Origin of the sequence: Rhizobium aethiopicum, from assembly GCF_014197535.1 — a bacterium.
Taxonomy (GTDB): domain Bacteria; phylum Pseudomonadota; class Alphaproteobacteria; order Rhizobiales; family Rhizobiaceae; genus Rhizobium; species Rhizobium aethiopicum_A.
In genome coordinates this window covers 120,868-135,127 of sequence record NZ_JACIFV010000012.1, presented here as the reverse complement: position 1 = coordinate 135,127, position 14,260 = coordinate 120,868, and the positions used below count along the sequence as shown (strand labels likewise).

The window sequence follows — 14,260 nt, the reverse complement described above, 5'->3', positions numbered from 1 at the left end:
TTCGGAGGCTTTCATGACCCCTTCCCCCAACAGGCTGCGCATTGCCGTGCTCTTCGGCGGCCGTTCGGCCGAGCACGAAGTTTCCATCCTCTCGGCGACCAACGTGATGGCTGCCCTGGAGCCCGACAAATACGATGCCCTTCCCGTCTTCGTCACCCGCGAGGGACAATGGCTGCTGAGCAGCTTCGAGGACGGCCGGCTGGCGACACCTTCGTCAGGCACGGAAATCTGCCTCGTGCCGGGCGGCCGCGGGCGCATGCTGGCGATGTCAGCCCATGGCGCGCCGCATGAATTGCCAAGGATCGACATCCTGTTTCCTGTGCTGCACGGCCCGTATGGTGAGGACGGATCGGTGCAGGGCGCAGCTGAAGTGGCGCGCGTGCCGCTCGCCGGCTGCCGCATCCTCGGCTCAGCCGCCGCGCTGGACAAGGATATCGCCAAGCGTCTGCTGCGGGCGTCGGGCCTGCCGGTGGCGCGCGCCGTGACGATCCACGAGGGCGCCGCCCCTTCACTCTCCGCGCTCGAAGCCGAACTCGGCCTGCCGCTCTTCATCAAGCCGGCACGACAGGGATCGTCGGTCGGCGTCGCCAAGGTCCATGCCAGCCAGGAATTCGCCGCAGCGCTCGAGCAGGCCTTCCGCCATGACAGGATCCTGCTTGCCGAGGAATTCGTCGCCGGCCGCGAGATCGAATTCAGCGTGCTGGAGGATACCGACGGCAATCTCTTCGTCTCCCGGCCCGGCGAAATCGTGCCGGCGGAAAGTCACGGCTTCTACAATTACAACGCTAAATATGTCGATGAGAACGGGGCCGCCTTGAAGGTGCCGGCCGACCTGCCGGCGGAGGTCGAGGCCGCCATGCGCGACATGGCCGCAAGGGCTTTCCGGGCCGTTGGCTGCGACGGCATGGCGCGCGTCGATTTTTTCCTGACATCGGACATGCGCTTCGTCATCAACGAGCTCAACACCATTCCCGGCTTCACCGATATCAGCATGTATTCCAAGGCAATGGCGGCAAGCGGCGTCAGCTATGCCGAAGTCATCGACCGGCTGGTGGACCACGGAATGGCGCGCGCCCGCAGGGCAGGCTAGTTCATGAACAGGTCGGTTCTGATTTCCGGATGTTCCGGCGGCGGAAAATCGACGCTGCTTGCTGAGCTTGGCCGTCGCGGTCACAGGATCGTCGAAGAGCCTGGCCGGCGGATCGTCAAGCAGGAGCTCGAGAGTGGTGGAACCGCCCTGCCCTGGATCGACGCGATTGCCTTTGCCCGTCGCGCGATCGAGATGGCGATGGCCGACTACACGGCGGCGCGCGAATGGACGGGCTGGACGTTTTTCGACCGCGGGCTGATCGATGCCGCCTCGGCGCTGCAGCACATGACCGGTGAACCGGTCCTGGAAGGAATGAGCGCCGCCCATCGATACAACGGAAGCGTTTTTCTGACGCCGCCATGGCCCAAGATTTACACGACCGACCCCGAGCGCCGCCATGGCTTCGAAGAGGCCGTCGCAGAATATGACCGGCTCGCCGCGACCTATCCGACACTCGGTTACGACGTCGTCATACTGCCAAAAATCGGGGTTGCCGAACGGGCCGATTTCATCCTCGACCGCCTTGGGGCGAATTAGTCGCCTTAACGCCGACGAAAGACGCACCACTGGAACGACTGCCGCCCCCCGGCAGGCGTCCTATGCTCCTCACGCCACTCGCTTTCCAGGGCGAATGCGGAGGAGAATTCCGACGCGAGCGCCGCCGCATCGTAACGCTGAACCGCCAGACCGCTGCACCGCTCCGGCCCGTCAGGTGCGAAGGTGGCGATGATCAGGACGCTGCCCGGCGCCGTGCCGGTTTCCAGGGCGCGGCGATAGGCGATCCGCTGCTCCGGCTCGGTGAGGAAATGAAAGACAGCGCGGTCGTGCCATATGTCGTACCACCGCCCTGGTCGCCATTCAGTGACATCGGCCACGAGCCAGGCGACCCGGGCGGCGTCACCATGCAGCCGTGCCTTGGCGACATCCAACGCCGGCGCAGCGATATCGAGAACGGTGAGGTCGGACCAGCCGCGCTCGAGGAGACGGTCGACAAGGCTCGACGCGCCGCCGCCGACATCGATCAGCGCTGCCGTAACCGGCAGATGCAGCTCGTCAAGAGCCCTGAGCGAAGGCGCGGGCGTCGGCTGGTACCAGCTGACGCTGTCAGCCGCTTTCGTGCGGTACACCTCGTCCCAATGTTCCTGTTTTGCGGCCGTCATCCGCTATTCCCATTTCTTGCAGCGTCCGATCCTGACCTATCAAGATGTAAGGATTGAGACATGCCTCGATCGCTTATGTCCCGGTCGTAGGAAGCTAGGTGACGAATAGACGAGATCGGCAGGATCAGCTCTAGGCGCTTCCGGATCAAGACGCGCCCCCAGCCGTTCGGCAACGGCAACGGATGCAGAATTGCCAGGCGCGATATAACTGACGAGCGAGGACAGCTTGAGCGTCTTGAAGGCCCAGTCCCGCAGCGCCGAGGCCGCCTCGGTCGCATAGCCGCGGCCCTCGAACCCGTCATAAACGAACCAGCCCAACTCCTTTTCCGGAAAGAGCGGCCCATGGTTGATCCCCACCTGGCCGACACATTCGCCGGTTTCGTCGAAATCGATCATCAGAGCTCCGTGCCCGAAAAGCTGCCAGAGAGCGACGTCGTGGCAGAACATCCCCCATGCTGCGCGCAGATCAAAGGGGCCGCCCATCCCCGCGGACCGTGGCGAGGCCATTATCCGGGCATAGGCATCGAAATCGTCGATGTCAGGCATACGAAGCTTCAGACGCTCGGTTCGGATGGTGATAGCGCCCGCCTCTGACATGTCTCGCCCTTCCGCTAGTTTTCGAACGCCGGAGCGAACCGAAGCACCCCGCTCGGCGCCGGCTCGCGAAAAACAATCCGCTGCACGAGCCGCGTATCGAGATCATGATATGTCAATTGGCCGTCGCTGCTGAAGCCCGCACCGCTGTAGACGTCGGGATTGCCGACCAGCGTGCACCCGCTCGCGCCCATCTCCTTCAGCAATTCGAGCCCTTTTGCCATAAGCGCCCTCCCGATACCCTGCCGCTGTCTCTCCGGTGTGACCGATATCGGCCCCAGCCCGAACCAGCCGTCATGTACTCCGTTGACCGTCACCGGCGAGAACGCGACATGCCCCAAGATCTCGCCATCCTCCTCGGCAATCAGCGATATCGCCAGATCGCCGCTCAAGCGAAGCCTGCGGATGATCTCCGCTTCCGTACCCTCGCTATAGGGCATCGGCGCAAAGGCAATCGAGGTCAAATTCTGAATAGCTTCGATATCTGCCGGCGTCTCGTATCGGATGAGCATTCCTTTAGTTCTCCGGAACGGTCTTCCGCAAATGCTATGAAGGGAAAGTCGGAAATCAACAAGCCAGTTTGCTCAGGCAGAAACAACACAGGTGTCGGGCTAGGCAGCGATCTCACAAAAAGCCCGGCAGAACGGCCGGGCTTCCTCGATGTCTTCTCCGCAAACCTCAGAAGGTCGCCGCACCGCTGCCCCAGGGGCCGTGATGGAAATCCTTGCCATCGAGGCGGTCGAAGCCGTGAGCGCCGAAGAAGTCGCGCTGGGCCTGGATGAGGTTGGCCGTTCCCCTGCCTTGGCGGTAGGCGTCGAAATAGGTGAGCGCCGAGGTCAGCGCCGGCACCGGCAGGCCGGCGGCGAGAGCGGCGGTCACGACGCGGCGAAGTGCCGGGATCGATTCCTTGACCATGGACGAGAAGGCCGGCGTGACGATGAGGTTCGTCGCATCGGGCGCATCGGTGAAAGCCTTGGTGATCTCGTCGAGAAACTGCGAGCGGATGATGCAGCCGGCGCGCCAGATCTTCGCGATAACAGGCATCGGCAGCGACCAGTTGAACTCCTTGGAAGCTTCCGCCATCACGGCGAATCCCTGCGCATAGGCGCCGATCTTGGCGGCAAACAGCGCCAGTTCCAGATCCTTGTTGAGCTCGGGGCCGTAGGCGATCGGAAAAGAGACGGCCTGCGTGCCGAAGATCTTTTCGGCGGCTTCGCGCTGCGACTTCATCGAGGAGAGGCTGCGGGCGGCGACCGCGGCTTCGATCGCCGTTGCCGGAATGCCCATGTTCTGCGCCTCGATCGCCGACCACTTGCCGGTGCCCTTCTGGCCTGCCTTGTCGAGAATCATGTCGACCATCGGCCCGCCGGAAACCGGATCGGTCGCCGCAAGCACCTTTTCGGAGATCTCGATCAGGTAGGAGTTCAGCCGACCCTTGTTCCATTCGCCGAAGATGCCGGAGATTTCGGAGGCGCTCTTGCCGAGACCGTCGCGCAGGATGCCGTAGATTTCGCCGATCATCTGCATGTCGGCATATTCGATGCCGTTATGGATAGTCTTGACGAAATGGCCGGCGCCGTCATTGCCGAGCCAGGCGACGCAGGGCTCGTCATTGTAGCGGGCGGCAATCGAGGTCAGCACCTTCTCGACGCGCTTCCAGGATTCCTCGGTGCCGCCGACCATGATCGACGGTCCGTGGCGCGCACCCTCTTCGCCGCCGGAAACACCCATGCCGATGAAGGTCAGCTCCGTATCCTTGAGGCGGTCGAAGCGGGCGACGGTGTCGCGGAAATTGGCGTTGCCGGCATCGATCATGATGTCGCCCTTGGCAAGATGCGGGCGCAGCGCTTCCATCTGCTGGTCGACGGCCTCACCCGCCTTGATCATGATGATGATCGGACGCGGCGGCCGGATCGCATCGACGAACTCTTCGATGGTCTTGCAAGGAATGATCTGCTTCTTCAGATCGCCGGCGCTTTCATAGAATTCATCGGTTTTCTCAGGCGTGCGGTTGAAGACCGCGATTTTATTGCCTTTCTCCGCGATGTTGAGCGCCAGGTTGGAGCCCATGACCGCAAGGCCGATCAGTCCGATTTCTGCCTTTTCCACGACAAACCTCCGATGTGTCATTTGGACCGGTGTTGTGGCACTGTCTCGATCAAACGGCAAGTCTCGCGAGGGTCTAATCGGTTCGCAAAAGCCAATGAAATGCAGCTTTGATCGTCTGACTTGTCCGACAACCTCTCATCTGCAGGCCGATCCGGAAGCCGCGAATTTTCACGATCGCCCGTACCGTCCTATCTCATGTTATCATGCGGACCTCGGGAGATGTCGTTTGGTTTCGAAAAGACGAAAAGACATGGCGCTGCTTGCGGCCCGCGCCGGCCGCTACCGCGAATATGCGCCACCGCCCGCCTTGTGGCGCCATTTCAGCCGCCTCTGGTCGCATACGCTGAACGACGGACCGGCGGGGACGGTGGCGATCGTGCCGGATGGTTATTGTGATCTCCTCTGGATCGACGGACGGCTTGAAGTCGCCGGCCCCGACCGGATCGCGGCCTTCCCCGTTATAAGGCCAGGCGCGACCGTCATTGGCGCGCGCTTTGCGCCGGGCGCCGCAGCATCCTGGCTGAAGACGCCGCTCTCGGCGCTGGTCGGCCTCTCGGTGCCGCTTGCCGACATCGGGCGGACGGACACGAGCGAATTCGAGGCGCGGCTGCGGGATTGCCCGGAACCCGCCGCCGTGATGCTGTTCGGCCGTCTGCTTGAAGAGGCCGCGCGCAACGAGGAGGAGCCTGCCCGCGACGCCGCCATGATCTTCGCCGCCGCCGACAGCGGCCGCCCAACCTCCGGCCTGTCCGGCAAGCTCGGCATGAGCGAAAGGCAGCTGCGCCGCCGCTGCCACCATCATTTCGGCTATGGCGCAAAGACGCTGGAACGCATCCGCCGGTTCCAGCGTTTCCTCGACCTCTGCCGCAGGATGGACGCGATGCCGCTCGCCCGCATCGCGCTCGAAGCAGGCTTTGCCGACCAGGCCCACATGACACGCGATGTCGCAGAACTCTCGACGCTCACCCCTGCGATCATTCTCGACCAACTCGGCATGCGGGAAGGATCCGGCTGACCGTTTTGTTCAAGACACCGCCGGTCGGCCTTATTATGTCAGGGAACCAAAATACAAGGACCTGCACCATGGCGACAATGCCTGCAAAAATCATCCACCAGTCGATCGAGCGCGACTGGCGGGATGTCTACGACTTCGCCGGCAAGCCGGAGAACATGCCGCTCTGGGCCTCCGGCCTTGCCACCGGCTTCGAGCCCGACGGCGCCGACTGGATCGCCCACGGTCCCCTCGGCACCATCAAGGTGAGCTTCGTTCCCGCCAATGAATTCGGCGTGATCGACCATACGGTGACGATCGAATCCGGGCTCCGGGTCTATAATGCCCTGCGCATCGTCCCGAATGGCGATGGCTGCGAGGTCATGTTCACGCTGCTGCGCCTGCCCGGCATGACAGATGCGCAGTTTGCCGCCGATGCCGCGCATATCGAGAAGGATCTCGTCATGCTGAAAGCCCTGATGGAGAGATAGATGGCTGAAAATTCCGAACACAACGACCGCCGCATCGACTATGTCGAATTCAACGTATCCGACATCGCCGCCGCCAAAGCCTTTTACGGTTCCGCCTTCGGCTGGCGCTTCACCGATTACGGCCCGAATTACTGCGAATTTGACGATGGCCGGCTGAAAGGCGGCTTCACCGATTTCGGCCCCGTCCGTCCGGGCGGCCCGCTCGTCGTCGTCTACGCCAGGGATCTGGAAGAAGTGCTGACTTCGGTCGAAAGGGCCGGCGGCACGATCTGCCGGCCGATCACCGATTTTCCCGGCGGCCGCCGCTTCCATTTCCTCGACCGCGACGGTTACGAACTCGCCGTCTGGGCGACGGCATAAGTTAGAGCAATTCCAGCAAAAGTGTGCAGCGGTTTTCTCAGGCAAAGCGCGAAGCGCTTTTGCCGGGAATTGCATGAAAACAAAGAGATAGAACAATTCCGTGATTCGAGGAAAAACGGAATTGCTCTAGACTACCGATCCATCACGATCAGAGCGCCGATCACAATGCCGCCCGCATCACGCAGCGGCGACATGCGACAGCGCACCTGCCGGGATGCGCCGCCGCCGGTCCGACGCTCATAAGTGTAGTCGACCTCCGCGCCGGCAAAACAGACGTCCAGCTTATGCTTCGCGCATTCGGCGAAGCGCTCCTCGCCGATGAATTCGGAAAGGTGACGCCCAATCAGTTCCATCGGCTTGCTGTCGAGATGGGCGCTGTTGGCCGCATTGGAATAGAGGTAGCGGTAGTCCCTGGTCAGCACCGCGACACGGTCCGGCAGGCTTTCGAGGATCGCCGCGTTGAGGAATTGGCCGTTGTCGGTGTCGGGCACATAGGCTGCCGGCGGCTCGATGCGCACATCCTGCGGCGAAGGCGCCCGCCAGTCTGGCGCATGCGTGCCGAAATAGCAGTCGAGCAGATAAGAAAGCACCGCCGTATGTTCTCTGACGCTGGCGCTGTCGTCCGCGTCCCGAGCGACAAGATGGCTGACGAACTGCAGCTGCATATAGACTTCGAGCAGATTGGCCGCTCGGCAGGCCAGGATAGCCTCGACCAGCGGCTCGACGTGACGGTCGAGCAACATGACGCGCTGATCGTCGCCTTGGCGTATGGCCTCCTCTATTTGCGCGCAGCGCAAGGAAAAGGCTCGAAAAAGCTCCAGCAAGACGCCTCCCACTCCCATTGTCCCAAGTGGCGTGTCCAAATTGTGTGGCAGCACTTTCCCAAATGCGCCCTAAGGTGGAAATTATTCGCGCCTTGGTTGTGACGGCTAACATGAAGTTTACTCGGTTTCAATCCGAGAGCACCTGCCGCTTTTCACCGCTGATAAATCAGGGTTTGATTTTCAAGGCGCGAGCGTCTTCTTGATTTGCCAGCGGTCGTGATACCAGAGCCATTGTTCCGGATATTCCCGCACCCAACCTTCCACCTTGTCGTTGAGCAGCTGGGCGGCCGCCGGCAGGTCGAGATTGCCTTTGGCGTCGCGCGGCATCTCCAGCCGCGGCTCGATTTCGAGCCGGTAGCGATTCCCTGGCAGGCGGATGCAGCGCGCCGGATAGACCTCGCAATCGAACTGGCGCACCAGCTTCGGCAGCAGCGGATTGGTCTTCACCTCTCGCCCGAAGAAGGTGCCTTTCAGCCCCTTGCCGAATTTCTGGTCGACGAGCACGCCCACCCCCTGGCCCGCCTCCAACTGGCGTGCGAGCGCGAAGGAGGAGCCGGCATGCGAGGGCACCAGCTTGCCCATGCGCGCGCTGCGGAAGTCGAACACCTTCTTGGCGACATAGGGATTGTTCGGCGGCCGGAAAAGCACGGTGACTGTGAGCCCGAAGGCCGCGCCCGCCACCGGCAGCAGCTCGAAATTGGCGGTATGGCCGGTAAAGACGATGAAGGGGCGCGGATTGTCGCGCAGGTCGAGGAAGATGGGGATGCCCGACACCTCCACCCTGCCCGGCTCCGGCCGTTCGGGGTCGTAGTCGAACAATTCGTCGAGGAAAACGTATTCGGCCGCGAGCCGTCCCATATTTCCCCAGCTGGCGAGCGCGATCTCCTCGATTTCGGCCTCGCTCTTCTCAGGGAAAGCGTTGCGCAGATTGACGAGCATCAGTCTATGGCGGCGCGTCCGCCGGCCGAGGCGGCGCATCATGCGGTCGGCGAAGCGAATCGCGCCATCGGCCGGAAACAGCTTCAGCACGTTTAGGAAGCCGAACATCGCCTGCGCCACCAGCCATTGCTGGAAATTTCTGAGCGCCAGAACGACCCGGGTAATGAACAGCTTCACGTGAGGTCAGTCCATCTTCAGAATGATCTTGCCGAAGATCTGGCGGCTTTCCATCCGCTCCAGCGCCCGGTCGATATCGTCGAAGCCGACTTCCGTGTCGATGACGGGATGGACGAGCCCACGGCCCATCTTCTGCATCGCATCAGCCATATTCTCCATGCGGCAGCCGAACGAGCCGAAGAGCTTCAGCTGCTGCTGGAACAGCATCATCAGGTTCATCTCTGTGGAAACGCCCGAGGTCGAGCCGCAGGTGACGAGACGCCCGCCACGCTTCATGCAGAGCATCGAGCCCGCCCAGGTGTCCTTGCCGACATGTTCGAAGACGACGTCGACGCCCTTCTTCTTGGTGAGCTTGCGCACCACGCCCTCGAAGCGGTCGGTGCGGTAGTTGATGACGTGATCGGCGCCGAGCGCCTTGGCCTTCTCGATCTTGTCGTCGGAACCGACCGTGGTGATGACGGTGCAGCCGATTTTCTTGGCAAGCTGGATCGCCGCCGTGCCGATGCCGGAGCCGCCGGCATGAACGAGGATCGTTTCGCCGGGCTCGAGCTTGGCATTGTCGAACAGCATATGCTCGACCGTGCCGAAGGTGACGGGTGCCAATGCCGCGCCGATCGCATCGACACCGGGAGGTGCGGGAACGAGCAGACGCGCCGGCAGGTTCACCTTCTCCTGCGCGAAACCATCGAGATGGAAACCATGCACGCCGGAGACGTGTTCGCAGAGATTGTCTCGGCCTTCGCGGCAGGGTCGGCAGAGGCCGCAGGTACGCGCGCCATAGATCGAAACCAACTGGCCCGGTAGAACATTGGCGACACCCGGCCCGATCGCTTCCACGACCCCGGAGGCTTCGGCGCCAATGACAAGCGGCATCTTGCGCTTGGCAAAAGCCATGCCGCGCCAGCCCCAGACGTCGATATGGTTGAGCGCCACCGCCTTGACGCGCAGCGTCACCTCGCCGGCGGCAGGTGCCTCCGGTTCCGGCAGGTCGGTGATCTCAAGCTTGCGGTCGTCGATCAGTTGCAAAGCGCGCATGGCAAAATCCCTCGCCTCGGAGGCGTTCGTCTCGTCTTGAAATTGTCGGGAACCGCTTAAGCCGGTTCGAGCGCCATGACAAGGCTGGCATTCTGCCCGCCGAATCCGAAGGAGTTGGAAAGCACGGCCGAAACCTGGGCCTCCCGCTTCTTGTTCGGCACGACATCGAGCACGATCGACGGATCGGGATTGGCGTAGTTGATCGTTGGCGGCAGCGTGCCCGTCAGCATCGTCTGCAGCGAGAACACCGCCTCGACCGCGCCGGCCGCCGTCAGCGTATGGCCGATCATCGACTTGTTCGACGACACCGGAATGCTGACGAGCCGCTCGCCGAAGACGGCCGACATGGCGCCATATTCCATCTTGTCGTTCTCGGGCGTCGATGTGCCGTGCGCGTTGATGTAGCCGATGCCGCTCTCGTCGATGCCTGCGTCGGCAAGGGCCGCGCGGATCGTCGCGATCGCTGGACCGCCGTCGGGCGAGGACCGGGTGCGGTGGAAGCTGTCGGCCTTGTCGCCGGCGCCCTTCATGATGCCGAGCACCTTGGCGCCGCGGGCGACGGCCGCTTCCAGCGATTCCAGCACCAGCGTCGCCGCACCCTCCGCGATGACGAAGCCGTCGCGATCCTTGCTGAACGGCTTGGAGGCCTTGGTCGGCGGATCGTTCTGCGTCGAAAGAGCCGAAAGCAGCGAGAAGCGGATCAGCGCCTCGGCGCTGAGCGACCCGTCGGTGGCAACCGTCAACGCGCGGTCGGTGCGGCCCTGGCGGATCGCCTCGATGCCGAGCTGGATCGCGGTGACGCCCGATGCGCAGGCGGTCGACAGTGTCACGGGAAGGCCGCGCGTGCCGAACCGGTCGGCAAGGCGTTCGGAAATCGCACCGAACAGCGCCGCCTCGTGGAAGGCCGGGTCGGGCCGCTGGCGCAGCGCCGTCAGGAAGCGTTCATAGGCGTCGCCCGGATGGTCGGCAGCCGGCGAGCGGTCGGCAAGCTCGAAACGGGCGCTCCATTCGGGTTCGATCGGTGGCGCGGCAAGGAACAGCGGACCATTGAAATCGCCCGACAGACCGGCATCGGCGAGTGCCTCGATGGTCGTTTCGCGCGCGAAGGCATAGGAGCGCTCGACGGCGTTCGGCACCGGAATGTCGATAAAATCGACGGTGCCGGCGATCCGTGTGGATAGGCCTTCTGTGGGAAAGCGGTTGATTACGTGGATGCCCGAGGTGCCGGAGGAAAGGGCTGCCCAATTGTCCTTCAGGCCCTGGCCGAGCGAGGTGATGATGCCCATGCCGGTCACTGCGACGATCGGCCGGCCGAGGTGATCCCTGTAAGCGGAAGCTGTCATATCTCTCTCCTCACGCCTCTGCGGAAAGAACGGCGACGCCCTCGCCGCGTTGGTGTCCGACCGTCGTTACGACGGCCGTCTTCGTGCCCGCCTTCATCGGCGCTTCATGGTCGGCGTCGAAGGGCGGAACCTTGGCTTTGGCATCGATCGCAAGGGCTGCGAGCGCCAGCCCCAGCGGGAATTGCGCCTCGAGCGTGTGACCGGAAACGCCGCCGAAGCCGCGGATCGCCGCACCCGGAAGCTGATGTTCCAGCACCGCCTTTTCGCGGGCGGCGATCTCGTGCATGCCGGTCGAACCGGAGAAGATCGTCATGCTCTCTGGCGGCAGGTCGGCGGCAGGCTTCAGCAGCCGTTCCATTCGCACTTCGAAATTGCCGGCAGCGCGATTGCCGCGATCGCCTTCGACGGCGCTGATCGTCGCATAGATATGCGCGCCGCGCTCTTGCGCATGCTTGCGCGATTCCAGCACCAGGAAGGCGCCGGCGGAACCGGTGATCATGCCGCCGCCATCGAGGCCGGAGCGCGACCAGAGCGGCGCCCATTCGCCGCGCGTGTGTGCGCCGATCGCTTCGGTAAGCAGGATCATATCGGGGCGTTCGGCAGCAAAGGCGCCACCGACGAGCGCATGGGTGGATTCGCCGGAGCGAATGCGCCAGAAGGCCGTCTCGACGGCGGAAACGCCCGATGCTTCTTCGCCCATGAAGGTCCGCGAGGAGCCGGTGACCTTGTGAACGATGGAGATATTGCCGGCAAGCAGATTGGAAAGCTGCGCCAGGAACAGCGTCGGCCTGAGTTCCGTCGTCAGCTTCTCGTTGAGCAGCAGCTCGCGGTCGTTGCGCTTCAGGCCCTCGTCGACGATCAGCGTGTCGACGTTGATGTCGCGCTCGCCGCCGCCGGCCGCCACGATCATGTCCATTGTGCCGCAGGCTTCCAGATTGTCCTTGAAGCCGGCATCGTCGAGCGCAAGACCCGCGGCGAAGACGCCGATGCGCTGCCAGTTCTCCATCTGGCGCTGGTCGCCCCGCTTGGCGATCTGCTGCGACCAGTCGATCTCAGGCAGCGGATGCACCGGATAGGGTTTGAATTTCTCTGTCTCGACGATCGCCTTCGGCGTGCTCTCGGCCGAAAGCAGCGCGACATGCGCCTCCTTGCCGACGCCCTGACAGGTAACGATACCGACGCCTGAAATGACGACGTCGTTTGCAGCCTTGCTCATCCAACCACTCCCTGCGCTGCGATCGCTTTGAGAAGCCCGACCTCGCCGGCGCGTTTTTTCACGATATCGCCGAGCGGAACTTCGCTGAAGGGCATGGTGCGCAGTTTCAGCTGCGCATCGCAGACCTTCTTGCCGCCGCTGGTGATCTTGGCCTTGGTGACCGCAAAACCCGACCCGTCATGCTCCAGCACCGCCTCGATATCGAGCACGGCTTCCGGCTCGACGAAGGTGCGCATCTTGGCGCCGTCGACCGACATCAGGAAAGGCATGGCGGCAAAGTCGGTCACGGCAAGCACCAGCATGCCGGAGGCCTGCGCCATGGTTTCGATCAGGAGCACGCCGGGAACGAGCGGCATGCCGGGAAAATGGCCCTCGAAGACAGGGCTCTTGGCCGGCACGACGGAACGCGCGACAAGCGTCCCCTTCTTCAGGTCCACCGCTTCGACGCGGTCAATCATCTGGAAATATTCCAGCAGCATTCGGATCCTCCGGCCCGGCTGGCCAAAGCCACCGCCAGTGACGCCTAATTAGGAACGAAACCGCCCGGCCGCCATAGTCAGGGCGGCAGGGCGTTCAAAAAAGACTGGTGTGTCGCTCAGGCCTTGGCGGCTTTGAGTTCGTCGATCTTGGCGCAGAGGTTCTTCAGCACAAAATATTCTTCAGTGGAAACCTTGCCTTCGTTGACTTCCTGCGTCCACTTTTCGAGCGGAATCTTGATGCCGAATTCCTTGTCGATCGCAAAGACGATATCGAGGAAATCAAGGCTATCGATACCGAGGTCGTCGATCGTATGGCTCTCCGGCGTGATCGTGGCGCGATCGATCTCGCTGGTTTCTGCAATAATGTCGGCAACTTTATCGAATGTAGCGGTCACGCGCTGTACCTCATGAAATGACGATTTAAACCCCCTCATAGGCAAATCCTTTTCAAAAGCCAATGCTTTCGTCCGGGCGTTACGGCAAATTGACAATAAGGTGTTGCCTAAACAGCAATGGAACGCCGGCGAGTGCAGGCGCCGAAAACAGGATGCGGCTGTCCACTATCACGCGCAGATCCGGGATCAGCGCGTGATGACGACGCGCGTGTTGGCAAGACCTGCCTGCCGCGCCAGTGAAAAGAACTCGGCCGCATTGTCGGGATGCAAGCGAACACAACCATGTGAGGCCGGTGTGCCGAGACGCTTCAGATCGAAAGTGGCGTGAACGGCGTAACCGCCGTTGAAAAATACAGCATACGGCATCGGCGCATTGTCGTATTTGCGCGAACGGTGATCGCGCGACAGCCATTTGGCGCTCCACGAGCCGGTCGGCGTGACATAACCATTGCGCGCGGTCGAAACCTTCCAGCGATATTTGACGAAGCCGTCCTCGGTGACGGTCATCGTCTGTTTGCCGATGCTGATATTGGCAACCAGCGTTGCTGCTTCAGCCGCAACCGGAGAAAACTGGAGCAATAAGCTTGCCGCCGCGGCGGCAAAAATCGTCTTCATGATAACCCCTCTTCGCACCCGCGCATTTGATTGCGCCCTCACGACAGAGAGACTACGACGATACTTGATTATATAGCTTTAACCCGAATGGTAATCACAATTCTAACAGGGCAATGACGGGTTTAAGCGCCGCAGGACGGCCGCTCCGCCTCACTGAAGCTTGCGCGCCGCCGGCCTTTGCTTGAGCTGCTGATAGGCCTTGTTCATCCTTTCGCGGATGGAGGCCATGGTGCCGAGATTATGGCCGCAGGCCGCGCAGCTTATGATGTCCGTCTCCCGGATCTCGGGACGCTCGAATTTCATCTTGGTGCTTTTGCACTTCGGGCACGGTAGTTCAACCTGAACTGTCATCGCTCTGCTTCCGGTCTGATGGATATGAGGCGTTTCGCATAAACGTTTGGGACGGGACTGTCCACTGGGGCCGTGCGCTCTGCCGCAAGCC

18 protein-coding genes are annotated in these 14,260 nt (G+C 62.3%); 5 read left to right on the top strand and 13 right to left on the bottom strand.

Annotated elements, in window-relative coordinates:
- Positions 1-13 precede the first annotated feature (13 nt).
- Both GGD53_RS17705 and GGD53_RS17700 read left to right on the top strand, forming a co-directional pair.
- Positions 14-1,090, top strand: a complete 1,077-nt coding sequence (locus tag GGD53_RS17705) for a D-alanine--D-alanine ligase family protein (RefSeq protein ID WP_184457891.1) — start codon at positions 14-16, stop codon at positions 1,088-1,090.
- Between the two features lie 3 nt (positions 1,091-1,093).
- On the top strand, positions 1,094-1,627 hold the full coding sequence (locus GGD53_RS17700; protein WP_184457888.1) for an AAA family ATPase: 534 nt from the start codon (positions 1,094-1,096) through the stop codon (positions 1,625-1,627).
- 5 nt (positions 1,628-1,632) lie between these two features.
- On the opposite strand, the gene GGD53_RS17695 is transcribed toward GGD53_RS17700, so the two are convergent.
- The 4 genes from GGD53_RS17695 to gndA form a co-directional block, all read right to left on the bottom strand.
- Entirely contained in the window at positions 1,633-2,250 is a 618-nt protein-coding gene (locus GGD53_RS17695; protein ID WP_184457886.1) for a class I SAM-dependent methyltransferase, read from the bottom strand.
- Between the two features lie 39 nt (positions 2,251-2,289).
- Positions 2,290-2,847 carry a GNAT family N-acetyltransferase gene (locus GGD53_RS17690; RefSeq protein WP_246717820.1) on the bottom strand — a complete coding sequence of 186 codons (558 nt, stop codon included), beginning with the start codon at positions 2,845-2,847 and terminating at the stop codon, positions 2,290-2,292.
- Between the two features lie 14 nt (positions 2,848-2,861).
- Positions 2,862-3,356, bottom strand: a complete 495-nt coding sequence (locus GGD53_RS17685) for a GNAT family N-acetyltransferase (protein ID WP_184457884.1) — start codon at positions 3,354-3,356, stop codon at positions 2,862-2,864.
- A 166-nt stretch (positions 3,357-3,522) separates the two neighbouring features.
- Positions 3,523-4,974 carry an NADP-dependent phosphogluconate dehydrogenase gene (gndA, locus tag GGD53_RS17680; RefSeq protein WP_184457882.1) on the bottom strand — a complete coding sequence of 484 codons (1,452 nt, stop codon included), beginning with the start codon at positions 4,972-4,974 and terminating at the stop codon, positions 3,523-3,525.
- A gap of 205 nt (positions 4,975-5,179) precedes the next feature.
- On the opposite strand from gndA, the gene GGD53_RS17675 reads away from it, so the two are divergent.
- The 3 genes from GGD53_RS17675 (at position 5,180) to GGD53_RS17665 (ending at position 6,795) form a co-directional block, all read left to right on the top strand.
- Positions 5,180-5,968 (top strand): helix-turn-helix domain-containing protein, encoded by a 789-nt coding sequence (locus tag GGD53_RS17675; RefSeq protein ID WP_184457879.1) that lies wholly within the window; start codon positions 5,180-5,182, stop codon positions 5,966-5,968.
- Positions 5,969-6,036: 68 nt separating this feature from the next.
- The gene (locus tag GGD53_RS17670) at positions 6,037-6,435 is read left to right on the top strand and encodes an SRPBCC family protein (RefSeq protein ID WP_184457877.1); all 399 of its coding nucleotides are present in this window, start codon (positions 6,037-6,039) and stop codon (positions 6,433-6,435) included.
- Complete coding sequence (locus GGD53_RS17665; RefSeq protein ID WP_011425727.1) at positions 6,436-6,795, top strand: VOC family protein; 360 nt, start codon at positions 6,436-6,438, stop codon at positions 6,793-6,795.
- A gap of 131 nt (positions 6,796-6,926) precedes the next feature.
- On the opposite strand, the gene GGD53_RS17660 is transcribed toward GGD53_RS17665, so the two are convergent.
- The 9 genes from GGD53_RS17660 to GGD53_RS17620 all read right to left on the bottom strand — a co-directional run bounded on the left by GGD53_RS17660 (position 6,927) and on the right by GGD53_RS17620 (position 14,169).
- A complete protein-coding gene (locus GGD53_RS17660) occupies positions 6,927-7,619 on the bottom strand; it encodes a PAS domain-containing protein (RefSeq protein ID WP_184457875.1) in 693 nt (230 codons plus the stop codon).
- Between the two features lie 180 nt (positions 7,620-7,799).
- A complete protein-coding gene (locus GGD53_RS17655; RefSeq protein ID WP_184457873.1) occupies positions 7,800-8,735 on the bottom strand; it encodes a lipid A biosynthesis lauroyl acyltransferase in 936 nt (311 codons plus the stop codon).
- A gap of 6 nt (positions 8,736-8,741) precedes the next feature.
- Positions 8,742-9,770: a zinc-binding dehydrogenase gene (locus GGD53_RS17650; protein ID WP_184457871.1), complete on the bottom strand. Its 1,029-nt coding sequence runs from the start codon at positions 9,768-9,770 to the stop codon at positions 8,742-8,744.
- Positions 9,771-9,826: 56 nt separating this feature from the next.
- The gene (locus GGD53_RS17645) at positions 9,827-11,113 is read right to left on the bottom strand and encodes a beta-ketoacyl-ACP synthase (protein WP_184457868.1); all 1,287 of its coding nucleotides are present in this window, start codon (positions 11,111-11,113) and stop codon (positions 9,827-9,829) included.
- Positions 11,114-11,123: 10 nt separating this feature from the next.
- The gene (locus tag GGD53_RS17640) at positions 11,124-12,329 is read right to left on the bottom strand and encodes a beta-ketoacyl-ACP synthase (protein WP_184457867.1); all 1,206 of its coding nucleotides are present in this window, start codon (positions 12,327-12,329) and stop codon (positions 11,124-11,126) included.
- On the bottom strand, positions 12,326-12,808 hold the full coding sequence (locus GGD53_RS17635; protein ID WP_184457865.1) for a 3-hydroxyacyl-ACP dehydratase FabZ family protein: 483 nt from the start codon (positions 12,806-12,808) through the stop codon (positions 12,326-12,328). The genes GGD53_RS17640 and GGD53_RS17635 overlap by 4 nt, the downstream gene beginning before the upstream one ends.
- A gap of 116 nt (positions 12,809-12,924) precedes the next feature.
- Positions 12,925-13,203 (bottom strand): acyl carrier protein, encoded by a 279-nt coding sequence (locus GGD53_RS17630; RefSeq protein ID WP_003540486.1) that lies wholly within the window; start codon positions 13,201-13,203, stop codon positions 12,925-12,927.
- Positions 13,204-13,389: 186 nt separating this feature from the next.
- On the bottom strand, positions 13,390-13,818 hold the full coding sequence (locus GGD53_RS17625) for a L,D-transpeptidase (protein WP_064803198.1): 429 nt from the start codon (positions 13,816-13,818) through the stop codon (positions 13,390-13,392).
- 150 nt (positions 13,819-13,968) lie between these two features.
- Positions 13,969-14,169, bottom strand: a complete 201-nt coding sequence (locus GGD53_RS17620; RefSeq protein ID WP_064803200.1) for an ECs_2282 family putative zinc-binding protein — start codon at positions 14,167-14,169, stop codon at positions 13,969-13,971.
- Positions 14,170-14,260 lie beyond the last annotated feature (91 nt).